Here is a 22674-nt window from a genome sequence, read left to right as displayed (position 1 = left end):
CCTGGAGTACCCGGTAAAGCGGGGCTAGTACACGTCGCGCCGGTAACGGCCGGCGTGCAGCATTGCCTGCAGGGGCTCGATGCCCAGGATGTCTTCCAGTGCGGCGTCCACGCCGGCGGCCATGCCTTGCAGGCTGCCGCAGACATAGATCGCGGCGCCCGCCGCCACCCATTGCCGTAAGGTGGCGGCTTCTTCGCGCAGCACGTGCTGCACGTAGCGGCGTTGGGGCTGGTCGCGCGAATAGACCGTGTCCACCCGTTCCAGCGTGCCGTCTTCGCGCCAGGCGGTGATGTCGTCGCGGCAGAAGTCGTCATGCGCGGCGTTGCGCTCGCCGAATATCAGCCAGTTGCGCCGATGGCCCGCCGCGCGGCGGGCCTTGATCAGCGCACGCAGCCCGGCCAGCCCGGTGCCGTTGCCCACCAGGATCATCGGGCGCGCATCCTCGGGCGCATGGAAGTTGCGGTTGCTTCGCACGCGCAGGTCAATCTGCTCGCCGACCTGCGCCACGTGCGTCAACCAGCCGCTGCCCACGCCCAGGCCGCCGTCCGCGCTGCGCATCAGGCGCACCAGCAGGTCGATGGCGCCGTCTTGCGGCAGCGACGCAATGGAATATTCGCGGTGCGTTTGCAGCGGGCCGCCGCGTATCAGGCGCGGCCCAATTTCCGCGATATCGCCGGCCTGCCAGCGCGCGGGTTGGCCGGTTGGCGGCGCAAGCGTCAGCAAGTAGCACGGGTTGCCCTGGCTGCCGGGGTTCAGCAGCGTGCGCGCCGCCAGCCGCCAGGGTTCGTAGACCGGGGCCTGCCAATCGGGCAGGTCGCTTCGGCCCGCCAGCAGGCCCAGATGATGTTGCCAGTGGCGCAGCGCGGCGGGGTCGTCGTTGTCCACTTCCACCAGGTCGAACAGCGGCGTGGCGCCTTGCGCATGCAGCCAGTCATCAAGCTGATGCCCGAAGCCGCAGAACTGCGCGTATTCGCTGTCGCCCAGCGCCAGCACGGCGGTTTGCGCGCCGGCCAGCGCGCGTGTGTGCACGGCCTGCATCTGGCTGGCGAACGCGGCGGCCGAGTCGGGCGGATCACCTTCGCCATAGGTGCTGACCACGAACAGCATGCGGCGGTAGCCGGACAGGCGGGTCAGATCCAACTGGCCAAGCTCGGCCACGCGCACCGTCAGGCCGCCCGCCCGCAGGGATTCGGCGGTTTGCGCCGCGAGGGTTTCGGCATAGCCCGTCTGGCTTGCATACGCGACCAGCAGCGCATCGTCGGCGGCGGGCGCGTTCAGGGTTTGCAGGGCCTGGGCCTGCCGCGCCTTATGCCGCTGTGCCCGGCGCCATGCCCACAGGCACAGCAGCAGCCATAGCGTGATGACGCATGCGGCGGCGATCAGGCGGGTAGTGCTCATCGGATCAGCGCGCCTGTGCCTGCGGCAGGGGCTGGGGCCGGGTCTGGACCTGGGCCTGGGGCTGGGCCAGTGCCTCGAATGCCGGGGTCGCAACGACGCGGTAGTCGTGGGCGTCGCGCAGGATGAACAGGGCCGCCAGGTTTTGGCGGCGAGCATAGGCCAGGCCGTCCGCTTCGCCCAGCACCGTCAGCACGGTGGCCAGCGCGTCGGCCTGCATGCATTCGCGGTGCAGCACCGTCACCGACGCCACGTTATTGCGCACCGGGCGCCCGGTGCGCGGGTCGATGGTGTGGGCATAGCGCGCGTCGCCGCTACCGGCGTGGCGCCGATAATCGCCCGACGTGGCGATGCTGTGGTCGTGCAGTGGCAAGGCCAGCGCGTGGTCGTCGCTGGCATCGGGCACTTCAATCGCCACGCGCCAGGGCTGGCCGTCGGGCCGCTTGCCCCGCGCACGTAGTTCGCCGCCCACTTCCACCAGGTACTGCGTGATGCCCAGCGCGTCCAACGCCAGCGCGGCGCGGTCGACGCCATAGCCCTTGGCAATGGATGACAGGTCCAGATACGCGCCGCCCGGCTGATACGCCGCCTGCCGCGCGGTATCCAGCCGCACGCGCTGCCATCCGCAGCGCGCGCGGGCAGTGTCGATGGCGGCGGGCGAGGGCGGCTCGAAGGCGCGCTGATGCGGGCCGAAGCCCCAGGCATTGACCAGCGGGCCCACCGTGGGATCGTAGGCGCCGCCGCTGTCCTCGGCCAACGCCATGGCATGGCGCAGCACATGGAAGAAGCCATCCGGCAGTGCCAGCCAACCGGGCGCCGCCTGGTTGAAGCGCGTGATGTCGGACACCGATTCCCAGGTGCTCATCTGCGCCACCACCTCGTCCAACGCGGCCTGGACGGCGCGCCGCGCTGCGTCCTCGCGGCACCCGGCGGGCAAGGCCATGCGCGCGGACCAGGTGGTGCCCATGGTCGCACCCGCCAACGCCGCCAGGGCGGGCAACGGCGCGGGCATGGCGCCATAGGCCACGCGCACGACGGGGGCCGCCGTGCCGCCAGGCGCATAGGACGGAGCAACCGGCACGCGATCGTCCTGCTTAGGGTTGCAGCACTTCGACGGTGCCGGCGTAGGACAGGCGGCGCTTCTTCGCCTGCGGCACGCTGACCTTGGCGTCTTCCATGCCGGCTTCAATCCAGTACAAGCCAGGCTGCGGCCACTTGACCGAGAACTTGCCGTCCTTGTCGGTGCTGAGCTTGATCTCGCCGACCTTGTCGCGATAGCGGCTGCCGCCGGGCACCACGTTCACTTCCAGGTTGGCGGCGGGCTGGCCATCCAGGAGCATCTGGAAGGTGGCCGCCTCGTCCGTGAACAAGTCGTTCGGGTGCGTGACAGGCGCCAGTTCCAGGCCACGGCCTACGGGCTTGACGGTGCTGGGCTTGCCCGCCGTGACGAAGGTTTCCACGCGGCCCAGGCTTTGCGATACCTCAAGCTCTTGCGCGTTGGCGGGCACGGCTTGCGCCATGCCTTCCACCTTGCCGAAGTAGCGCTTGTTCTTGCCGTCTTCTTTCCAGCGCGCGAACACGCCGTCGTTGACGACCGCCACGCGGTACGTGCCGCTTTGCTTGAGCTGCAGGTCGAAGGTGCTGCGCAGCTTGCCGCGGTTGATGTTTTCGGCGTCGGCGGTGCTGCCATCCGGCGCGACGATGGCCAGGCCGTCCAGGCGCAGCGGCGCGTGGTTGAAATAGAACTTGTCGTTGCCGACGGCGGCGTCGACGGTGATCCAGCTATCGGTTCCCGACAGCACGGTCGACGACGGCACCATCCACACATCATGCGCGTGGGCGGCGAAAGGCAGGCACAGCGCCAGGGCGGCGGCCAGTTTGGCGGCGGATTTCATGTTCGTGTTCCTTGAAGGCAAGGGGTGGGCATCAGGGTTTGAGGTTGAGCGCGATGGCGCCCAGTTCGTGTTCGCCTTGCGCTGTCAGTTGCTCAGCCTTTTGCGGCGGCCACTGGAAAGGAATGCGCAGCAATTCGCGGCCGCCAACTTCGCGCGCCGCTTCCACCACCACGGCGTATTGGCCGGGCTTGAGCGAGGCCAACGGCTTGGAGGATGCGTCGAAGTTCAGCGCATGCTTGCCCACGGGCTTGGTCGCGCCGCTGACGCCATCCACCGGAAACTGCTGGTTGCGGCCGCTGCGGCGCCACCACTGGCGCATGTCCTTGAGCCACTCGGTGCCTTCGTTGTTCTTCTTGGCCACGTCGTACCAGACGGCCAGGTCGGCGGCCACGCTCTGGTCGGCGTTTTCGATCCAGATCGCCACGTAGGGGCGGTGGTATTCGGCCACATCCAGGCGCGGCACCTCGATGGACAGGCCGATGTCGGCTGCATTGGCCGTTCGGGCGATGGCGCCGGCCAGCAAGGCCGACAACAACAGTTTGCGCATGGAAATCTCCAGGGGCGGATCGAAGGAATCAGTGGATGAAGAGCAGCGCCAGGACGACGGGGATCACGACGCCCAGCCCCACCATGGGCCAGGTCGCGCCACGGTTGCCGGCATGCATCTTCAACAGCACCAGACCGGTCAGCGAAAAGACCAGACAGGCAACGGCGAAGATGTCCAGGAACCAGCTCCAGGCAAGGCCCGTATTGCGGCCCTTGTGCAAATCGTTCAGGTAGGAAATCCAGCCGCGATCGGTGCGTTCGTATTCGACGTCGCCGCTGGCCAGGTCGATGGACAACCAGGCGTCGCCGCCCGCGCGGGGCAAGGACAGATAGATCTCGTCGGCCGACCATTCGGCCGTTTTGCCCGCTGCCCCGGCATCGAAGGTGTCGTCCAGCCATTGCGCCACGGGGGGCGGCAAGGCCGCCTTCTTCTGCTTGGGCGGCGCTGTCAACTGCTTCCGCACAGGTTCGGGCAATTGCGCCTGGCGGGTGGTGACCACCGCCTTGGATTCAATGTGCGAAGCGTTGTTCAGCGTAAGGCCGGTAATGGCAAACAGCAGCATGCCCAGCAGGCATAGCGCGGAGCTGATCCAGTGCCATTGATGCAAGGTCTTGAGCCAGTAGGCCCGACGCTTCGGAGTGGGTTGACTGTCCATGCGGGATTCGGTTTGAAGCGGCGGATTCTAACATTTAATGAGAATTACTCTTATAAAAGGCAGGGTCGCGCGCGCAAGGTGATTTCAATTGATTTCGACGTTTCGCGGCCGCGTAGAACGTGGGCATCAAGGGCCGGGCAGGGTCGAGCGGCTTGAGTTTTTCAGCCAGATTTGAGGAGGCGCGGGTTATGCTGCTGCTGGTCTTTTGCTTGGCGTCCGGCTTGGCCTGACGCCCCAACGCTCATGTCCGTATACCAAACCTTGATTCCGCTGAATTTCCTGGCCGTGGGCCTGGGTGCCGTGTTGGGCGCGTGGACACGCTGGCTGGTCAGCATGTGGTTGAACGTTGAATCCTGGCCCTGGGGCACGTTCACCGTGAATCTGGCGGGGGGCTATCTGGTGGGTGTGGCGCTGGCGCTGGTGGCGGGCCATCCCGAATGGCCGACGTGGATTCGGCTGGGGGTCATTACGGGTTTCATGGGCGCCTTGACCACGTTCTCCACGTTCTCGGCCGAAACCGTGTCCATGCTGGAGCGCGGCGCCTACGGCACCGCGTTGGGCTATGCGGGCATCAGCCTGGTGGGGTCGTTGGCGTTGACGGCGGCGGGCATCGCCACCGTGCATGTATTGCGCTGAAAGAACAGCAGCGACTCAATTCGCGCGGGGATTCAATACGCGAGCCGCCTGCAGGCCGCTTTGCACGGCGCCTTCCAATACCCCGGGGTAGCCCGTGTCGGTCCAGTCGCCCGCCAGCGCCAGGGTGGGCCACGGCGTGGTGTTCAGCGGCCGCGTCAGGCCCGGCACCGCGGCAAAGGTGGCGCGCTTTTCAATCAAGAGTTCGGCGGCCGTCACTTCCGGCATGGCGGGCAGGCGCGCGGGGTGGCGCGCCGCCTGTTCGGCAACCTGATCGATCAACGCTTCGATGACCTGGCGCCGGTTGCGTTCCGCGATGCGGGTGGCGGCGCTGGCCACCACGGCCAGTTCGCCGGCCTTGGTGTCGCCCGCCAATTGCGCGCGGTCGAACACCCACTGCCCGACGTGCCCGCGCGCGGTTTCCTCGCGCAGCATCATCATGGGTTCCGGCAAGCGCCAGGGCTCGGCCAGGCGCACGTTCAGCGTGGCGATCGGCAGGTAGTCGAATGCCTTCAGCGCTTCCAGCAAGCCGATGGCGCCGGCCTCGCGCAAGGGCGCGTCCAGTAGCCGGGCGGCATAGGTGGGCGGCACGGCCAGCACGGCGGCATCAAAGCGTTCCTGGTTGACGACGATGCCGTCAGCCGAGGGATGCAGTTGGCGCACTGTGTTGCCATAGCGCATGGTGACTTGGCGCGCGGCAGCGTCTGGCCAGAGCGCCGACAAATCGGTGCAGGGCAGAAGAAGGTCGCTGTCTTCACGGGCGCCCGCCAGGCTATCGCGCAGCACACGCGCAAACAGCGCGGCGCTGGCGGTGGCGCAAGGCGTGTTCAGCGCGGCCAGGCACAGCGGTTCCCAGAGCTGGCGGATCAGTACATCGGATTGCACGTGATAGTGCAGCAGTTGCAGCACGGTCCAGTCGCGCGGAGGCGACCACGACATGGCTTTCAGGCCGCGCATCAGGCGCAGCGCGGCATAGCGGTCGGCCCAGGTCAGGCCGCGTGCACGCAGGATGGCAACCGCCATGTGCAAGGGCGCGGGCAGCCGGGGGGCGGACAAGCGGAAGCGGCCATCCAGGCTGGCCAGCCGCAGCGGCCGGCGCATCAGCAGGGCGTCGGGGTTGCGGCCCACGCGGCGCATCAGCGCCAGCGTTTGCCGGTAGGCGCCCGCCAGCAGGTGCTGGCCGTTGTCCAGCGGGGCGTCGAATGATTCATGGAATACGCGGCGGGCGCGGCCGCCCGGTGTGTGGCCGGCTTCAAACACCGTGACCTTGGCGCCGGCTTCACGCAGGGCGATGCTGGCCGCCAAGCCGGCCCAGCCCGCACCAATAACCGCCGCCTTCACCGCGCCAACCGGCGGACCAGTCCGCGTCCACCGCCCACCCAGGTTCTCCAGGCCAGCCACAGCTTGCGCAGTGGCGTCAGCGAGATGCGCTGATGCAGCACCTGCCAGTTGTCGCGTTCAATTTCATCAAGCAGCGCGTGGTAGATCGCGGCCATCATCAGGCCCGGGCGTTGCGAACGGCGATCCACCTCGGGCAGGTTGCTCATGGCCTCGCGATAGAGTTCGCGGGCGCGGTCGGCCTGGAACTTCATCAAGGCGCTGAAGCGCTCGGAGTATTCGCCATTCAGGATGTCCGACGCCTTGACCTCGAACTGCTGCATGTCGTTGACCGGAATATAGATACGGCCCCGGCGCGCATCGTCGCCGACGTCGCGGATGATGTTGGTCATCTGGAACGCCAGGCCCAGCTTTTCGGCATAGACCAGCGTCTTGGGATCGCTGTAGCCGAACACGCCGGCGGACAGCTCGCCCACCACGCCGGCCGCGTGCCAGCAGTATTTGCGCAGGCCGGGCCAGTCCAGGTAGCGCGTCTGGTCCAGGTCCATTTCCATGCCGTCCACCACGGCCAGCAGGCGCTCGCGGGTGATCGAACAGCTTTCCAGGTGCGGTTGCAGCGCGCGCGTGACCGGGTGGTCGGGCTTGCCGTCGTACATCTGGTCAACCTGCGTGCGCCACCACGCCAGCTTGATGCGGGCCAGCGACGGGTCGGTGCACTCGTCGACCACATCGTCCACTTCGCGGCAGTAGGCGTATAGCGCCGTGATCGCGCGGCGGCGTTCGGGCGGCAGGAAAAGGAATGAGTAGTAGAAGCTGGAACCGCTTTTGGCGGCTTTCTCCTGGCAGTATTCGTCAGGGGTCATAGATAGGCAGGGCCTGTTACTTGATAGAGCGCCACAGCATGATGGCCCAGTCTTTGGCGCCCAATTCGGGGCGGTTCATGAATACATCGTAGCTGCTTGCCTCGATACGCTCCAGCACGCGCAGCCCGCCTTGCACCACCAGGCGCAGCTCCAGGCCGATGCGGCCGGGCAGGCGGCGCGCCAGCGGAGCGCCGAAGTGTAGCAGTGCCCGCGTGCGTTCCACCTGGAAGGCCATCAGCTCGCGCCACTGCGGCGTCAGGCGGCAGGCGGCCAGGTCTTCTTCAGTGACGCCGTGGCGGCGCAGGTCTTCCTGGGGCAGGTAGACGCGCTGCTTGTGCCAGTCGACCCGCACATCCTGCCAGAAATTCACCAGTTGCAAACCGGTGCAGATGGCGTCGCTTTCGGCCACGTCTTGCGGGCTGGAAGCGTCGAACAGGTGCAGCATCAGGCGGCCGACCGGGTTGGCCGAACGGGTGCAGTAGTCGGCAAGCGTGGCGTAGTCTGCGTAGCGCTTGACGGTGATGTCCTGCTCGAAAGCGGACAGCAGGTCGTAGAACGGGGTGATGGGCAGTTGATGCCGGGCAATGGTGCGTGCCAGCGGCGTGAAGATGTCGGCCAGCGGCGGCAGGCCCGGCGCAGGCGTGTGGCCGGGTTCGGCACCGATGCGATGCAGCTCGGTGCGATAGGCCGCCAATTGCGTCAGGCGTTCTTCGTCGGTGGCGCTGCCTTCGTCGGCGATATCGTCCGCGGCGCGGGCGAAGCGGTAGATATCGGTCACGGCGCCGCGCAGCCTGCGCGGCAGCAGCAGCGAGGCGACGGGAAAATTCTCGTAGTGATCGATGGACATGGGTCGTGGTGCAGAGGGCGGCCCCGGAGCGGGTTCGCACCATTTTAGAGTAGTCGCCTTTCGGGGCGCGTTGCCGTGCCGATGCCTGCGGCGATCAGTTAGACTTAAGCGCCACAGGATCTCACACCATGCCGCGCCCCATATCCGCCACCGTCTCCGTTTCCGCGCTTGCGCACAATCTTGCCACCGTGCACCGCCACCTTGAGCAGACCGCGCAGGCCGCGTCGGGGCTGCCGCCTTCCATCTGGGCGGTCATCAAGGCCAACGCCTACGGCCACGGCATCGAGCAGGCCGTGACGGGGTTTTCCAAGGCGCAGGGGCTGGCCATGCTGGATCTGGACGAAGCCGTGCGCTGCCGCGAAGCGGGCTGGGGCGGCCCGATCCTGCTGCTGGAAGGGTTTTTCAAACCCGCTGACCTGGATCTGATCGACCGCTACCACCTGAGCACCACGGTGCATAACCGCGAACAACTCGACATGCTGGCGCGCGCCCGCTTCACCCGGCGCGTGGACGTCATGGTCAAGCTCAACAGCGGCATGAACCGGCTGGGCTTCAGCCCGGCGTCTTATCCCGCCGCGTTCGAACGCGCCATGTTGTTGCAGCAGCAAGGCACGCTGGGGTCGGTGGGCAAGATGACGCATTTCGCCTGCGCGGACGGCCCCCAGGGGGTGACCGAGCAATTGGCGCTGTTTAATTCGGTGACGCATAAGATGCCGGGCGCCATCAGCGTTTGCAACTCGGCCGCCACGCTGCGGTTTGCCGACATCGCGGTGGGCTCGCCCACGCAGACGCATTGGGTGCGCCCGGGTATCTGCCTGTACGGCGCCTCGCCCTTCGCCGACGCCGAGGCCACGTCCTTTGGCCTGCGCCCGGCCATGACGCTCAGTTCCGAGATCATCGCCGTGCAGGAACTCAAGGCGGGCGATTCGGTGGGCTATGGCGCCATCTTCCGCGCCGAACGCGCCATGCGCGTGGGCGTCGTGGCCTGCGGCTACGCCGACGGCTATCCGCGCCACGCCACCACCGGCACGCCCGTCGTCGTGGCCGGCATCCGCACCCAACTGGTTGGCCGCGTGTCGATGGACATGCTGATCGTCGACCTGGACCCGATTCCCGCCGCCGGTGTCGGCGCGCCCGTGGTGCTGTGGGGCGAAGATGGCCCCTCGGTGGACGAAGTGGCCCAGGCCGCGGGCACCATCGGCTACGAATTGCTGTGTGCGCTGGCGCCGCGCGTGCCGGTCAGCCGCGACGCCTGACGGGCGCTTTTGGCATTGCACGCGTCGCCTACCGCTCTTTTTCGGCGGGTGTCCGGTGCGCAAGAATTGCTACGCAATTTACAAGACAGCCATCTCAGGATGGTGTCTACTTGGAACACCGGGCGCCCACGCGCCCGTTTTTGACCGAGCAATCTGACTACGAGGTTTCAATCCATGAAGGACAAATGCGTGCTCATAACGGGCGCCACCAAGGGCATAGGCTGGGCGCTCACGCAGCGACTGTCCGACATGGGCTGTCATGTGGTTGGCATTGCGCGCAACACCAACGACGTCGATTTTCCCGGCTACCTCTACCCCTGTGATCTGGCGGATGCCGGTCGCACTGAAGAGGTCTTGCGAGAAATCCGCGACAAGTTTCCCGTGGACGCGGTCGTCAACAATGTGGGCATCGCGTCGCCCCAGCCGTTGGGCGAAATCGACCTGGCCACGCTGTACAACGTGCTGGACCTGAACGTGCGCGTGGCGGTGCAGGTCACGCAGGCCTTTATCGAATCGATGAAGGTACGCCGCGCCGGCCGCATCGTGAACGTGGTCAGCCGCGCCATCTACGGCGGCCTGGACCGCACGGCCTATTCGGCCGCCAAGAATGCGCTGGTGGGCTGCACCCGCACCTGGGCGCTAGAGCTGGCGGAATACGGCGTCACCGCCAACGCGGTGGCACCCGGCCCGATCGAAACGGAAATGTTCCGCGCCACCCGCCCCGCCGGCAGCGAAGGTGAAAAGCGCGCGCTGGCCTCGGTGCCCATGAAGCGCCTGGGCACACCGGCCGAAGTGGCGGCTGCCATTGCCTTCCTGTTGTCGGACGATGCCGGATTCATTACCGGGCAGGTGCTGGGCGTGGACGGCGGCGGCAGCCTGGCCGGACGCTCCTGATAGCACTGAAGTGAAAACAAAATGGCGCACGTTTTGACGGTGCGCCATTTTTTTTTCAGTAAGGTCCCAAGCCCGCCGCCACGCGCTTCACATCCTTGAATTCCCCCGCCAGCCTTTCCGCCGCGCGCGCCAGCAGCACGGCGTCCACGCCGACCGCCACGAACGTTGCGCCCAGCGACAGGTAGTGCTTGGCCTGCGCCACGCCGCTATGCAAGATGCCGGCCGCCTTGCCGGAGCGCACGATGCGCGCGATGGCCTGGTCGATGGTGGCCAGCACTTCGGGGTGGTCCGGTTGCGCCAGATACCCCATGCCCGCCGACAAATCGGCCGGCCCGATGAAGGCGCCGTCCACGCCGTCCACGGCCAGGATGTCGTCCAGTGCGTCGATGCCGGCCGGGGTTTCAATCTGCACCAGCACGCACATCTGGTCGTTCGCGCGTTCCAGGTAGTTGGGGATGCGGTTCCAGCGCGACGACCGCGCCAACGCGCTGCCCACGCCCCGGATGCCGGCGGGCGGATAGCGCACCGCGGCCACGGCGGCGGTGGCTTCCTCGGCCGACTGGATCATGGGCACCAGCAAGGTCTGCGCGCCGGTGTCAAGAATCTGCTTGATCTGCACCGGGTCATTCCAGGCCGGCCGCACCACGGGCGCCACCGGGTACGCCGCCACCGATTGCAGTTGCGACAGTGTGGTCTGCAAGGTGTTCGGCGCATGCTCGCCGTCGATCAGCAGCCAGTCGAAGCCGGCGCCCGCAATGATTTCAGAGGTATAGGCGCTGGCCAGTCCGGCCCACAGGCCGATCTGGGGCTCGCGGTTGCGCAGGGCTTGCTTGAAGGTATTGGTCAGGATGTCCATGGACGGCGTGCCGTGTTAGTTGAAATGACAGTTGACGGAACCCAGCACGCCGTAATCGACGTGGAAGGTGTCGCCCGGCCGGGCGGCCACGGGGCGAGTGAACGAGCCCGACAGAATGATCTCGCCCGCCTCAAGCGCCACGTCGTGGGCGGCCAGCTTGTTAGCCAGCCATACTACGCCATTGGCCGGGTGATTCAAGACGCCCGCGGCCACGCCGGTTTCTTCGATGACGGCATTGCGCGACAGGATCGCGCCGGCCCAGCGCAGGTCGATATCGCCCATCTTCACCGGCCGTCCGCCCAGCACCACGCCGGCGTTCGCGGCGTTGTCGGCAATGGTGTCGAACACCTTGCGCGGCCGCTGGGTGTCGGGGTCGATGCCGTGCGAGCGCGCATCGATGATCTCCAGCGCGGGGATCACGTATTCAACGGCGTCATACACCTGGAACAGCGTCACGTTCGGGCCTTGCAGCCGCTTGGCCAGCACGAAGGCCAGCTCTACTTCCAGGCGCGGCAGGATGAAGCGGCCGGCCGGAATGGCGCCGCCGTCTTCAAAGAACATGTCGTCCAGCAGCATGCCGAAATCGGGTTCGTCGATTTGCGATGACTGCTGCATGGCGCGTGAGGTCAGGCCGATCTTGTGGCCGCGCTTTACGCGGCCCGCGGCGAGTTTGATGTCCATCCAGGCGCGCTGGATGGCGTAGGCGTCGGCAATGTCGATGTCGGGATGGTCCAGCGATATCTGGCGGATTTGCGAGCGCGTGCGCTCGGCCTCGTGCAGACGCGCGGCAATGGTGCGTACGGTTTGGGTGTCTAGCATGGAGAGTCCGGAAGTGGGTGTTACGACGGGAAGGCAGCCAAGGTATTGACCAGTCTTCCGATTCCTTCGATTTCAGTCACGACCTCGTCGCCGGGCATCACGTTGACGATGCCGTCCGGCGTGCCGGTCAGGATCAGGTCACCGGGCGACAAGGTCATGAAGCTGCTGAAATATTCGATTAGCGCGGGCACGTCGAACACCATGTCGCGCGTGTTGCCGCGCTGCGTTTCAACGCCGTTGACGGTGGTGCGCAGGTTCAGGTTCATGGGTTCGGGCACGTCGTCGCGATCCACCAGCCAAGGCCCCAGCGGCGTGCAGGTGTCGCGGCTTTTCACGCGCAGGTTTGGCCGATACCAGTTTTCCAGGTAGTCGCGCAGCGCGTAGTCGTTGGCGACGGTGTAGCCCGCCACATAGTCATAGGCGTGCGCGCGCGTGACGCGCTGCGCCGTCTTGCCGATGACCACCGCCAATTCGCATTCGTAGTGCATGAACGCGACGTCGGCCGGGCGCAGCGTGCGCGCGCGATGGCCGACGAAGGTGTTGGCGGCTTTCAAAAAACCCAGCGGTTCGTCGGGCGCCTTGAACGCCAGTTCCTTGGCGTGGTCCGCGTAGTTGATGGCCAGCGTGAACGTCGTGCGGGGCTCGATGGGTGGCAGCCAGGTGACGGCGTCTTCGGCCAGGACGCGCCCATCCGGCAGCAGGACGTGGCCGGGGGCGATGTCCGCCTCGGTGACGCGGTGGATGGCGCCTTCGTAGGCGATGCGTGCGTGTTTCATGGTGGCGTGTTTCATGGCAGATTCATCAGGTTGCGGCCGCGGCCAGCGTGTTGCCCAGCATGCCCACCTGCACGATGCGGATGTCGTAGCGTTGCCCGGCGCGCACACGCGGTGCGTCGTGGGGCGCGCCCACCAGCAGCATGTCGCCGGCCTCGAAGCTCATGAACTGGGTCACGTCGGCAATCAGCCGCGCCACGGGGCGCACCAGATCGGCCGTGCTGGCGCGTTGCACCACCACGCCGTCCACGCGCACTTCGATATCCAGCGCATTGGGATCCGCCACGGCCGAGGCGGGCGTCAGCGTGTCGCCCATGGGGCAAAAGCCGTCGCGGCATTTCTGTTTGAGCGCGGGGCGGAAGTAGCTGGCGTGCGGCACCGACAAGTCCGCCACGACGCGGTAGCCCGCCACATGATCCAGCGCGCGCGCTTCGCTCACGCGTGTGGCGCGGCGCGAGAACACCACGCCCAGGCACGCGCCGACCTCCACTTCATCCACGTCGGCGGGCAGGGTGATGGTGTCGCCGTCGCGCGCATAGGTGTTGGCCGGTTTGATGTAGAGCACGGGCGCGCGGGGCGCCGCCTTGTAGGGCGGCGCGTTGACGCTGTCGCCCAGTGCGTCCAGCGACTGGTGCGTATTGAGCGCGGCGCCGACCACGGTGCGGGGTGGTCCGGCCAGGGCGGCGTTGGCCTGCGCGGCACGCGCGGCCAGGTAGTCGCGGTAATTGTTCTGCTTGTAGTTCAGCACCGGGTCCGCTTCTTCGATCTGCATCGAAATGCCCAGCGGCCGCATGGCCATGTGCGGCGCCAGCGCGGCGCTCAGCGCCTGGAACACCCGGTCGCCCAAAGCCGATTTTTGCGCGCCACTGCGTCCGTGGCCGATGCGCAGCACGACGTGGACGAAGGCGTTGTCGGGGTGGCCGTCGACGATCAGGCAATCGTCCACCCGCACGGCACGGGTGCGCGCGCCGGCCAGGGGAAACAGGCTGCCGTCGCCAACGGCGGCGTCCTGCACCGTGCGCATCAGCGCGTGCGAATCCAGGGCCAGATTGCCCGAATACTCAATCCAGATGTGGGGCATGGAGTCATCCGCCAAAATTGTTAGCATGTTAATTAGAATAACGGGAAAGAGGATTGGCGGCAACGAATGCGTAGGGCTGCGTGGGGCAAACACAGCGTCGTTGACAGCATCATCTTGCCGGCATAAAGTTAACGTGTTAATTAAAAATGGCGGTGACCAACAACGCCGTGGACCACGATCAAAACGAGGAGCCGCACGTGAGCATCAAGCATTGGATCAACGGCAAGCAGGTCGACAGCGCCGACCGCTTCGTCACCTATAACCCCGCCACGGGTGAAGCCATCGACGAGGTCGCCGCGGGCGGGCAGGCAGAGATCGACGCCGCCGTGTCCGCCGCCGCCGAGGCTTTTCCCAAATGGGCCAACACGCCCGCCAAGGAGCGCGCCCGCCTCATGCGCCGCCTGGGCGAACTGATCGACGCCAACGTCCCCCAATTGGCCGAACTTGAAACGCGGGACACGGGCCTGCCCATTTCACAAACCCGCAAGCAACTGATTCCGCGCGCGTCCGAGAACTTCAATTTCTTTGCCGAAGTCTGCACCCGCATGAACGGCCACACCTATCCCGTGGACGATCAGATGCTGAACTACACGCTGTACCAGCCGGTGGGCGTATGCGCCTTGGTGTCGCCCTGGAACGTGCCGTTCATGACGGCTACCTGGAAAACGGCGCCGTGCCTGGCCTTGGGTAACACGGCCGTGTTGAAGATGTCGGAACTGTCACCGCTGACGGCCGACCAGTTGGGCCGCCTGGCTCTTGAAGCCGGCATCCCCGCGGGTGTCCTGAACGTAGTGCAGGGCTACGGCGCGCTGGCGGGCGATGCGCTGGTGCGTCACCCGGGCGTGCGCGCCATCTCGTTCACGGGCGGCACGGTGACCGGCAAGAAGATTCTGGCCAGCGCGGGCGGCATCAAGAAATATTCGATGGAACTGGGCGGCAAATCGCCCGTGCTGATTTTTGACGACGCCGATGTCGAACGCGCGCTGGACGCCGCCTTGTTCACGATTTTTTCGCTGAACGGCGAGCGCTGCACGGCGGGTTCGCGCATTTTTGTCCAGCAAAGCATCTACGATGATTTCGTGCGCAAATTCGCCAAACGCGCGCAACGTCTGGTGGTGGGCGACCCCACCGACGAGGCCACGCACGTGGGCGCGATGATCACGCGCCAGCATTGGGAAAAGGTCACCGGCTACATCCAGCTTGCCGAACAGGAAGGGGCGCGTATCCTTGCGGGCGGCGCGGGCAAGCCGGCGGGCTTGCCGGCCCACCTGGCGGGCGGCAATTTCGTGCGGCCCACGGTGCTGGCCAACGTGGACAACCGCATGCGTTGCGCGCAGGAAGAAATCTTCGGGCCGGTGGCCTGCCTGATCCCGTTCAAGGACGAAGCCGAAGGCCTGGCGCTGGCCAACGACGTCAAGTACGGGCTGGCGTCCTATATCTGGACCAGCGACATCGGCCGGGCGCACCGCCTGGCGCGCGGCATTGAGGCAGGCATGGTGTTCATCAACAGCCAGAACGTGCGCGACCTGCGCCAGCCGTTCGGCGGCACCAAGGAATCGGGCACGGGACGCGAGGGCGGGGAATACAGCTACGAGGTATTCGCCGAAATCAAAAACGTGTGTGTGTCGATGGGCAGCCACCACATCCCCAAGTGGGGTGTGTGAATGCGTAAAGGAGACAAGCATCATGGGTAAGCTTGCACTGGCGGCCAAGGTGACGCACGTGCCGTCGATGTACCTGTCGGAGCTTCCGGGCAGGCACCATGGCTGCCGCGAGGCCGCCATCGAGGGCCACCGCGTGATCGGCCAGCGTTGCCGGGACCTGGACGTGGACACGATTGTGGTGCTGGACGTGCATTGGCTGGTGAACGGTGGCTATCACGTGAACGCCAACCACGCCTTCAAGGGACGCTACACCAGCAACGAACTGCCGCATTTCATCAAGGACATGGACTACGCCTACGGCGGCAATCCCGACCTGGGCCGCCGCATCGCCGAATACGCCAATGCGGCGGGCGTGGGCACGCGCAGCCATGAAATCGACAGCCTGGAACTTGAATACGGCACACTGGTGCCCATGCGCTACATGAACGGCGACGGCCGCTTCAAGGTGGTGTCGGTGGCCGCGTGGTGCGCCTGGCACGCACTGGATGACAGCAGGCGCTTCGGCGCGGCCTTGCGCCAGGCCATCGACGCTGGCGACGGCCGCGTGGCGGTGCTGGCCAGCGGGTCCTTGTCGCATCGCTTCAACGACAACAACAGCCCTGAATCCGCCATGCATCAGATCAGCCGCGAGTTCTTCCGGCAGGTGGATTTGCGCGTGGTGGACCTCTGGCGCCAGGGCGACTGGAAAACCTTCTGCGCCATGCTGCCCGACTACGCCGAGCTTTGCGTGGGCGAGGGCGGCATGCACGACACGGCCATGCTGCTGGGCCTGCTGGGGTGGGACGGCTACGACAAGCCGGTGGAGGTGGTGACCGACTACTTCACCAGTTCCGGCACGGGCCAGATCAACGCGATCTTTCCGGTGCCTGACTGAGTTCGCCTCAGGCGCGATCGCCGGAATCGGCGGCTTCCGCCGACGCCGGCGAATCGCGCTTGATCAGCGCCACCATGGTGTCGACGTCGTGGTACAGGCGGTCCAGCAATTCCTTGCCGATCTTCGCTTCGATTTCCTGGTATTTCGCATCTACATGCGGGCGCATGCGGTCGATCAGCTTGTGGCTTTTGGGGGTCAGGGATATTTCCTGGCGGCGCTGGTCGGCGCTGGACCGCACACGCTTGATCAGGCCTTGTTCTTCCATGCCGGCCAGCATGCGGGTCAGGCTGGGGCTGAGAATCTGGCAACTGCGCGCGATCTGGTTGGGTTCCATCGCGCCCGTTTCGCTCAGGGTGCGCAATACCCGCCATTGTTGTTCGGTGACCCCGGCCGCGTGCAAAACAGGACGGAAATGCGCCATCAGGGTTTCGCGCGCGTATAGCAGCAGGTGGGGAAGATTGCGGTGGTGGAAGCTCGGACTCATGGCGGCTATGTTAGCAAGAAGCCGCCCATTTTTTGACCACAAATTTCAGTGCGTCATGCGCGCAACAGCGCTGTGGGCACTGCCATGCAGGCGGCCACCGCGCAGGGCTGGGTAAGCACCGTCAGGCGGGATTTTGCTGAGCCAGTTCCTGGAGATCATCCGGCAAGACCAGGTCCGGGGCGCCCTGTTGCAGTTCACGCAGCGCGAGCACGGCGGCGTCTTGCTGGTCGTCCTGCATCAGTTGCCGGATGTGGGCCACGCGGGCCTCGATGTCCTGTTCATTGAATGCCGCCACTTCCACGGCAGGGGGATCGCTTGCCTGAGTGGCTACGACGGGCACGGCTTCCACGGCGGGGGCGGACTGGGCCATGGCCGGCGTCATGGCCGAAGAAGATCCGGCGTGACCGCTGGCAGCCTGCGTCACAGTCTGCGTTTCGGTTTCGGTTTCGTTTTGGGGGACGGCTTCGCGCATATTGGTCCAGGCGAACAGGCCGGCAACCAGCATGGCGCACGCGGCGGCGGCCCACCCGGGGTGCCAACTATGTCCGGGGTGCCAACTGCGGCGAACCGCGGCGTCCAGTTCGGGGCTGCTGCCGGGCTCGTGCTTGCGGTACAGGGCGCGCAGTTCCCGTGCATCGTCTTCGTCGAAAGGGGGGCGATAGGTAATGCTCATGCGCTGCTCCTCACGGTGGCGTCCGGTGGCAAAACGCCTACGCGTTGGACCCTTGCCGGGCGCTGTACTCGACGATTATGCGCGATTCGCGGCACTTCCGGCAGCTAAATTTCGCCGATTGCCGTGATGTAACTTCTGGCCCTGGCCCCGGCCAAAGTGCGTTGCCGGTACACTTTCGCGCATGGCTAAATCCCGAACCGTATATGTGTGCGCCGACTGCGGCGGCACCACCCCCAAGTGGCAGGGCAAATGCCCGCACTGCAATGCCTGGAACACGCTGGAAGAGACGGTGGAGTCATCCACCCCCGCCGCCGCCGCGCACCGCTACGCGCCGCTGGCCTCGGCCAGCCCGGTTCGCAGCCTGTCCGAAATCGAAGCCCGCGAAACGCCGCGCCAGCCCACCGGGCTGGACGAGTTCGACCGCGTGCTGGGCGGTGGCCTGGTGGCCGGCGCGGTCGTGCTGATCGGGGGCGACCCGGGTATTGGCAAGTCCACGCTGCTGCTGCAGGCGCTTGCGTCGTTGTCGGCAAGCACCAACGTGCTGTATGTCACCGGCGAGGAATCGGCTGAACAGGTGGCCTTGCGTGCCCGCCGGCTGGACCTGCAAACCGGCAACGTCAACTTGCTGGCCGAGATCCGGCTGGAAGCCATCCAGGCGGCGGTGTCGGAACAAAAGCCGACCGTGGCCGTGATCGACTCCATCCAGACCGTGTACAGCGGCGAACTGAGCGCTGCCCCGGGGTCGGTGTCTCAGGTGCGCGAATGCGCGGCGCAACTCACGCGCCTGGCCAAGCAGACCGGCATCGCCATCGTCATGATCGGCCACGTCACGAAAGACGGCGCGTTGGCCGGCCCCCGCGTGCTGGAACACATCGTCGACACGGTGCTGTATTTCGAAGGCGATACGCATTCCTCGTTCCGGCTGGTGCGTGCGTTCAAGAACCGCTTTGGCGCGGTCAACGAATTGGGCGTATTCGCCATGACCGACCGCGGCCTGCGCGGCGTGGCCAACCCGTCAGCGCTGTTCCTGTCGCAGCATGAACAACAGGTGGCGGGTTCCTGTGTGATGGCCACGCAGGAAGGCACGCGTCCGCTGCTGGTCGAGATCCAGGCGCTGGTCGACAGTTCGCACGCGCCCAACCCGCGCCGGCTGACGGTGGGCCTGGAAGGCAACCGCTTGGCCATGCTGCTGGCCGTGTTGCACCGGCACGCCGGCGTCACCACCTTTGATCAGGACGTGTTCGTCAACGCGGTGGGCGGCGTGCGCATCACCGAGCCCGCGGCGGACTTGCCGGTGCTGCTGGCCATCATGTCATCGCTGCGCGACAAGCCGCTGCCGCGCGGCCTGATCGCCTTTGGCGAAGTCGGCCTGGCCGGCGAGATCCGGCCCGCGCCGCGCGGGCAGGAACGCCTGCGTGAAGCGGCCAAGCTGGGCTTTTCGATTGCGCTGATTCCGAAGGCCAACGCCCCGCGTCAACCCATCGACGGGCTGGAGATCTGGGCGGTGGACCGCCTGGATGCCGCGTTGGACAAATTGCGCTGACGCGCTGATTCCTGGTCATGAAGACTAGGGCTGCTGGAGCAAGCACGAAGTGAGTCTGTTGATTATTGCCGTCTGCCTGGCCGCGGGTAGCCTCATCGGTTTCATGGGCGGCGCACTGGGCATCGGCGGCGGGCTCATCGCCATTCCCGCGCTGGTGTTGTTGATGGGCATGTCGCAGCAGTTGGCGCAGGGCACCGCGCTGATCATGGTGTTGCCCGCCATTACCGTGGCGGTGCGCAAGTACAACCAGCAAGCGCGTATCGACAGGCGTGTGGCCGCGGCAGGCGCGGCGGGCGCGGTGGTGTTCACCTGGGTGGGTGCGCGCTTGGCGCTGGGTATTGAGTCCAGCGTGCTGCGCCAGAGCTTCGCCGTGTTCCTGTTCTTTGTCGCGTTGTTCTACGTCTGGCAGACCTGGCGTGCCGGCCGCCTGGCGGCTCGTCGTCAGCGGCCGGAGCAGGCGTCGGAACAACGGTCGGAACATCCTTTGGAAAAGCCCGCGCCATCACGCCCGGTCCCCATCCTCACGCCACGTCGCGCAAGCGTGCTGGGCATGCTGTGTGGCACCTTGGGCGGCTTCTTCGGCGTGGGCGGCGCGGTGCTGGCCGTGCCCATCATCACGACGGTGTTCCGCTTGTCGCAGACCACGGCGCAGGCCCTGGCGCTTTGCATGGTGATTCCCGGCTCGACCATTGCGCTGATCACCTATGCCTGGGCCGGGCAGGCGAACTGGATGGTGGGCCTGCCGATGGCCATTGGCAGTTTGCTGTTCGTTCCTGTCGGCGTGCGCTTGGCGTACAAGCTGCCCGAACGCAAGCTGAGAGTCTGCTTCGCGCTGCTGCTGTTCGCCACCGTCGCGTTGTTGGTGTTCGAGTCGTAGAGGGCATGTTGATCGGACGTCGACAACGCATCGACAACGCGTCGACAGCCCGCCGATAGTGCCCTGACAGCGCATCGACAGCGATATTTCCAGGCGTTAGCAGCCGAAATTTTCTGGTTCCGCATTGAACCTTCTGCATGTCCGGTCTTCAAACGGAGTACGGCATAAGCGGCGATGTTGCCGCCCACTGCCGCACAGGCTTCGGCCTTGTTTATCCAGGAGTACATGCAATGACGACACACTCCCGTATCGCTGCGTTCTTATCCACGTCGGCCTTGTGCCTTGGCCTTGCCGCAGCGCCTTCGGCGTTTGCGGCCGGCGCCGATGCGCAGGCCAACAAGGGTGATTCCAAAACCCACGCGCAGCACAAGCATCACAAGTCTGACAAGGCATCCGCCAAACACGCGGGCGCGAAATCAGGCACGGCTTCAAGTATGGGCCAATCCGGCACCACGCCGGCGAAGTAAGGCAGGGGCGGTAAAGCCCTGCCAGTTCCTTTGCAGGAAGACTGCCGACCCCGTTGTGGGCCGGAAAGTCGAAAGCCTCTCGGTATGGGCGCCGAGAGGCTTTTTCATTTGCACGCCATGTGCGCCATGCACGTGACGCTTACTCCACCGCTTACTCCACCGGCGTGATCACGCGTCCGGTGTCGAAGTAGGACTTCAGGTTGTCCAGCATCAGGTTTTCCATGTCCAGGCGCGTCTCCAGCGTGGCGCTGCCGATGTGCGGCAGCAGCACGGCGTTGTCGCTGTCGATCAGCGCTTGCGGCACCTTGGGTTCGTGTTCGAACACGTCCAGTGCGGCGCAGCCCAGCTTGCCGGCTTCCAGCGCCGCCACCAGCGCGGCTTCGTCAATGACCGGGCCGCGCGCGATGTTGACGATGATGCCCTTGGGGCCCAACGCTTCCAGCACGGGCTGGTTCACCAGATGGCGCGTGCTGGGTCCGCCCACGGTCGCAACCACCAGGAAGTCGGCCCAGGTGGCCAGGTCGACCAGCGACGCTTCGTAGCCATAAGGGATGTCGTCGCGCTTTCTGCGGTTGTGATAGCGCACGTCCATGTCGAAACCCGTGCCGCGCTTGGCGATGGCTTCGCCGATGCGGCCCAGGCCCACAATGCCCAGCTTCTTGCCGCTGACGCGCTGACCCAACGGGATGCTGCCATGCACCTGGCCCCATTGGCCAGCGCGTACGAAGCGTTCGCCCTGGCCCATGCGGCGCGCGCCCGCGATCAGCAGGCCCCAGGCCAGATCCGCCACGCAATCCGTCAGCACGTCGGGCGTGTTGCTGACCTGCACGCCACGCTTCTTGGCGGCTTCTACGTCTATCGTTTCGTAACCCACGCCCCAACTGCAAATGGCCTTGAGGTCGGGCAGCGCGTTGATCAATTCGGCGTCTGCGCCGAAATTGGCCGACGTGACGACGGCGGTGATGCCCTTGCCGTGCTCAGCCAGCGCCGCCTTGCGGTCGGGAAATTTCCACAGTTCAACGACGTCATAGCCGTCGGCAAGGTTCTTGTTGGCGGAGGGGGAGCCGGCCAGCGAGCCGACCTGGATGATGCGATGCTTGGTGGTCATGTTGTCGTACGAGTGGGTGGCGAAAACGGTCATGCTACTTGATTCAGGCTTGAACGCCGCTTCAGGGGATGCCCGAAGGCACCCCCTCTTATAGCGGCCCGGCGGCCCGGCGTTTACTCCAGTTGGATGTTGGCCTTCTGGATGACGTCTTTCCACCGTTTCACTTCGGCCTGCTGGAACGCCGCGAACTGCTGCGGCGTGTTGGCCACGACTTCAAAGCCCAGCCCTTGCAGCGTCTGCTTGGTCTTCGGGTCGCGCAGCGCGTCCTGCAAGGCCTTGGACAGCTTTTCCACGACGTCGGGCGGCGTGGCCTTGGGCACGGCGAACCCCTGCCACGAATACACCACCATGTCCTTGATGCCGGCTTCGGCCAGCGTCGGCACGTCGGGCAGATCGGTCGCGCGCGTATCCCCGGTGATGGCCAGGGCCTTGAGCTTGCCGGCCTTGATGTGGTTTTGCACCGCGCCCAGATTCTGGAACGACACGTTGACCTGTCCGCCGAGCAGGTCGGCAATGGCGGCACCGCCGCCCTTGTAGGGCACGTCTACACCGGTGCTGTCCGTGCGCTGGCGAAACAGCACGGCGGACAGGTGGTCCGACGAACCCGTGCCGGACGAGGCATAAGACACGCTGCCCGGATTCTTCTTCGCATAGGCAACCAGTTCGGCAACGGTGTTGGCCGGGAACTTGGTAGCGGCTACCAGCACATTCGGGTTGCGCACCGCCTGCGTCAGGTAAGCGAAGTCCTTGCTGGGGTTGTAGGCCAGGTTCTTGTAGAGGGCTTCGTTGATGGCGAAGGTGCCGATGGAGCCAACCATCATCGTGTAGCCATCGGGCGTGCTGCGGGCCAGCGCCTGCGCGCCGATGGCGCTGTTGGCGCCGGGTTTGTTCTCGACCACGAAGGTCTGGCCCAGCGTCTGGGTCAGCATCGGGGTGACCGAGCGCGCCGTGATGTCGGACGAACCGCCCGGCACGAACGGCACAATCATGGTGACCGGCTTTTCCGGGTAACCGGCAGCCTGGGCGGTGGGCCCGGCTAGTAGCACAGCGCCCGCCGCGGCGGCCGCGCAGAACAGTTTATTCATGTTGTCTCCTGGTTCGCGTGGTGATGAAAAGCCCGGCGCTCACGCGT

At 65.9% G+C, this 22674-nt stretch carries 24 protein-coding genes; 8 read left to right on the top strand and 16 right to left on the bottom strand.

What is annotated here, in order from left to right; all coding sequences use genetic code 11:
- Nucleotides 1-24: 24 nt before the first annotated feature.
- From P8T11_RS09215 to P8T11_RS09195, 5 genes are all read right to left on the bottom strand, one after another.
- Nucleotides 25-1398: a sulfite reductase subunit alpha gene (locus P8T11_RS09215; protein ID WP_268082224.1), complete on the bottom strand. Its 1374-nt coding sequence runs from the start codon at nt 1396-1398 to the stop codon at nt 25-27.
- A gap of 4 nt (nt 1399-1402) precedes the next feature.
- Nucleotides 1403-2407, bottom strand: coding sequence for an FAD:protein FMN transferase (locus tag P8T11_RS09210; RefSeq protein WP_418910336.1), 1005 nt, complete (start codon nt 2405-2407; stop codon nt 1403-1405).
- Between the two features lie 82 nt (nt 2408-2489).
- Nucleotides 2490-3290, bottom strand: a complete 801-nt coding sequence (locus P8T11_RS09205) for a DUF4198 domain-containing protein (RefSeq protein ID WP_268082226.1) — start codon at nt 3288-3290, stop codon at nt 2490-2492.
- A gap of 31 nt (nt 3291-3321) precedes the next feature.
- Nucleotides 3322-3837 carry a DUF2271 domain-containing protein gene (locus P8T11_RS09200; RefSeq protein WP_259246213.1) on the bottom strand — a complete coding sequence of 172 codons (516 nt, stop codon included), beginning with the start codon at nt 3835-3837 and terminating at the stop codon, nt 3322-3324.
- 28 nt (nt 3838-3865) lie between these two features.
- Nucleotides 3866-4492 carry a PepSY-associated TM helix domain-containing protein gene (locus P8T11_RS09195; protein ID WP_268082227.1) on the bottom strand — a complete coding sequence of 209 codons (627 nt, stop codon included), beginning with the start codon at nt 4490-4492 and terminating at the stop codon, nt 3866-3868.
- A gap of 243 nt (nt 4493-4735) precedes the next feature.
- On the opposite strand from P8T11_RS09195, the gene crcB reads away from it, so the two are divergent.
- Nucleotides 4736-5128, top strand: a complete 393-nt coding sequence (gene crcB, locus P8T11_RS09190; protein ID WP_268082228.1) for a fluoride efflux transporter CrcB — start codon at nt 4736-4738, stop codon at nt 5126-5128.
- A 15-nt stretch (nt 5129-5143) separates the two neighbouring features.
- Here the strand turns inward: crcB and hpnE are convergent, their stop codons facing one another.
- From hpnE to hpnC, 3 genes are read right to left on the bottom strand one after another with little or no spacing between them, the layout of a single operon-like run.
- Entirely contained in the window at nt 5144-6466 is a 1323-nt protein-coding gene (gene hpnE / locus P8T11_RS09185) for a hydroxysqualene dehydroxylase HpnE (RefSeq protein WP_268082405.1), read from the bottom strand.
- On the bottom strand, nt 6463-7326 hold the full coding sequence (gene hpnD / locus P8T11_RS09180) for a presqualene diphosphate synthase HpnD (protein WP_268082229.1): 864 nt from the start codon (nt 7324-7326) through the stop codon (nt 6463-6465). Before hpnD ends, hpnE begins: the two co-directional genes overlap by 4 nt.
- A 16-nt stretch (nt 7327-7342) precedes the next feature.
- Entirely contained in the window at nt 7343-8173 is an 831-nt protein-coding gene (hpnC, locus tag P8T11_RS09175) for a squalene synthase HpnC (RefSeq protein WP_268082230.1), read from the bottom strand.
- Between the two features lie 128 nt (nt 8174-8301).
- On the opposite strand from hpnC, the gene alr reads away from it, so the two are divergent.
- Entirely contained in the window at nt 8302-9429 is a 1128-nt protein-coding gene (gene alr, locus P8T11_RS09170; protein WP_268082231.1) for an alanine racemase, read from the top strand.
- Between the two features lie 174 nt (nt 9430-9603).
- On the top strand, nt 9604-10323 hold the full coding sequence (locus tag P8T11_RS09165) for an SDR family oxidoreductase (protein ID WP_259246220.1): 720 nt from the start codon (nt 9604-9606) through the stop codon (nt 10321-10323).
- Nucleotides 10324-10378: 55 nt separating this feature from the next.
- Here the strand turns inward: P8T11_RS09165 and hpaI are convergent, their stop codons facing one another.
- Genes hpaI through P8T11_RS09145 form a run of 4 tightly spaced genes read right to left on the bottom strand, consistent with a single transcriptional unit; the run spans nt 10379 to nt 13852 of the window.
- Nucleotides 10379-11179, bottom strand: coding sequence for a 4-hydroxy-2-oxoheptanedioate aldolase (gene hpaI, locus P8T11_RS09160; RefSeq protein WP_268082232.1), 801 nt, complete (start codon nt 11177-11179; stop codon nt 10379-10381).
- Between the two features lie 15 nt (nt 11180-11194).
- The gene (gene hpaH / locus P8T11_RS09155) at nt 11195-11998 is read right to left on the bottom strand and encodes a 2-oxo-hept-4-ene-1,7-dioate hydratase (protein ID WP_268082233.1); all 804 of its coding nucleotides are present in this window, start codon (nt 11996-11998) and stop codon (nt 11195-11197) included.
- 20 nt (nt 11999-12018) lie between these two features.
- Nucleotides 12019-12774 (bottom strand): fumarylacetoacetate hydrolase family protein, encoded by a 756-nt coding sequence (locus P8T11_RS09150; RefSeq protein ID WP_268082406.1) that lies wholly within the window; start codon nt 12772-12774, stop codon nt 12019-12021.
- 25 nt (nt 12775-12799) lie between these two features.
- Nucleotides 12800-13852 (bottom strand): fumarylacetoacetate hydrolase family protein, encoded by a 1053-nt coding sequence (locus P8T11_RS09145; protein WP_268082234.1) that lies wholly within the window; start codon nt 13850-13852, stop codon nt 12800-12802.
- Between the two features lie 197 nt (nt 13853-14049).
- On the opposite strand from P8T11_RS09145, the gene hpaE reads away from it, so the two are divergent.
- Nucleotides 14050-15516, top strand: a complete 1467-nt coding sequence (gene hpaE / locus P8T11_RS09140) for a 5-carboxymethyl-2-hydroxymuconate semialdehyde dehydrogenase (protein ID WP_268082235.1) — start codon at nt 14050-14052, stop codon at nt 15514-15516.
- Between the two features lie 22 nt (nt 15517-15538).
- On the top strand, nt 15539-16390 hold the full coding sequence (gene hpaD, locus P8T11_RS09135) for a 3,4-dihydroxyphenylacetate 2,3-dioxygenase (protein ID WP_268082236.1): 852 nt from the start codon (nt 15539-15541) through the stop codon (nt 16388-16390).
- A 7-nt stretch (nt 16391-16397) separates the two neighbouring features.
- Here hpaD and hpaR read toward each other — a convergent pair whose 3' ends face one another.
- Together hpaR and P8T11_RS09125 are read right to left on the bottom strand one after the other, a co-directional pair.
- A complete protein-coding gene (gene hpaR / locus P8T11_RS09130) occupies nt 16398-16874 on the bottom strand; it encodes a homoprotocatechuate degradation operon regulator HpaR (RefSeq protein WP_268082237.1) in 477 nt (158 codons plus the stop codon).
- 121 nt (nt 16875-16995) lie between these two features.
- The gene (locus tag P8T11_RS09125) at nt 16996-17547 is read right to left on the bottom strand and encodes a hypothetical protein (protein ID WP_268082238.1); all 552 of its coding nucleotides are present in this window, start codon (nt 17545-17547) and stop codon (nt 16996-16998) included.
- 181 nt (nt 17548-17728) lie between these two features.
- Here P8T11_RS09125 and radA point away from each other — a divergent pair, with 181 nt between their 5' ends.
- From radA to P8T11_RS09110, 3 genes are all read left to right on the top strand, one after another.
- Nucleotides 17729-19090, top strand: a complete 1362-nt coding sequence (gene radA, locus P8T11_RS09120; protein WP_259246228.1) for a DNA repair protein RadA — start codon at nt 17729-17731, stop codon at nt 19088-19090.
- A gap of 49 nt (nt 19091-19139) precedes the next feature.
- A complete protein-coding gene (locus P8T11_RS09115) occupies nt 19140-19967 on the top strand; it encodes a sulfite exporter TauE/SafE family protein (RefSeq protein WP_268082239.1) in 828 nt (275 codons plus the stop codon).
- Between the two features lie 230 nt (nt 19968-20197).
- A complete protein-coding gene (locus P8T11_RS09110; RefSeq protein WP_268082407.1) occupies nt 20198-20434 on the top strand; it encodes a hypothetical protein in 237 nt (78 codons plus the stop codon).
- A gap of 151 nt (nt 20435-20585) precedes the next feature.
- Here the strand turns inward: P8T11_RS09110 and P8T11_RS09105 are convergent, their stop codons facing one another.
- The gene (locus tag P8T11_RS09105; protein ID WP_268082408.1) at nt 20586-21542 is read right to left on the bottom strand and encodes a 2-hydroxyacid dehydrogenase; all 957 of its coding nucleotides are present in this window, start codon (nt 21540-21542) and stop codon (nt 20586-20588) included.
- Nucleotides 21543-21655: 113 nt separating this feature from the next.
- Nucleotides 21656-22627 (bottom strand): Bug family tripartite tricarboxylate transporter substrate binding protein, encoded by a 972-nt coding sequence (locus P8T11_RS09100; RefSeq protein WP_268082240.1) that lies wholly within the window; start codon nt 22625-22627, stop codon nt 21656-21658.
- Nucleotides 22628-22674: the final 47 nt, after the last annotated feature.

Origin of the sequence: Achromobacter spanius, from assembly GCF_029637605.1 — a bacterium.
In the GTDB taxonomy this organism is placed as follows: domain Bacteria; phylum Pseudomonadota; class Gammaproteobacteria; order Burkholderiales; family Burkholderiaceae_B; genus Achromobacter; species Achromobacter spanius_E.
This window is presented reverse-complemented; position numbering and strand designations above follow the sequence as displayed.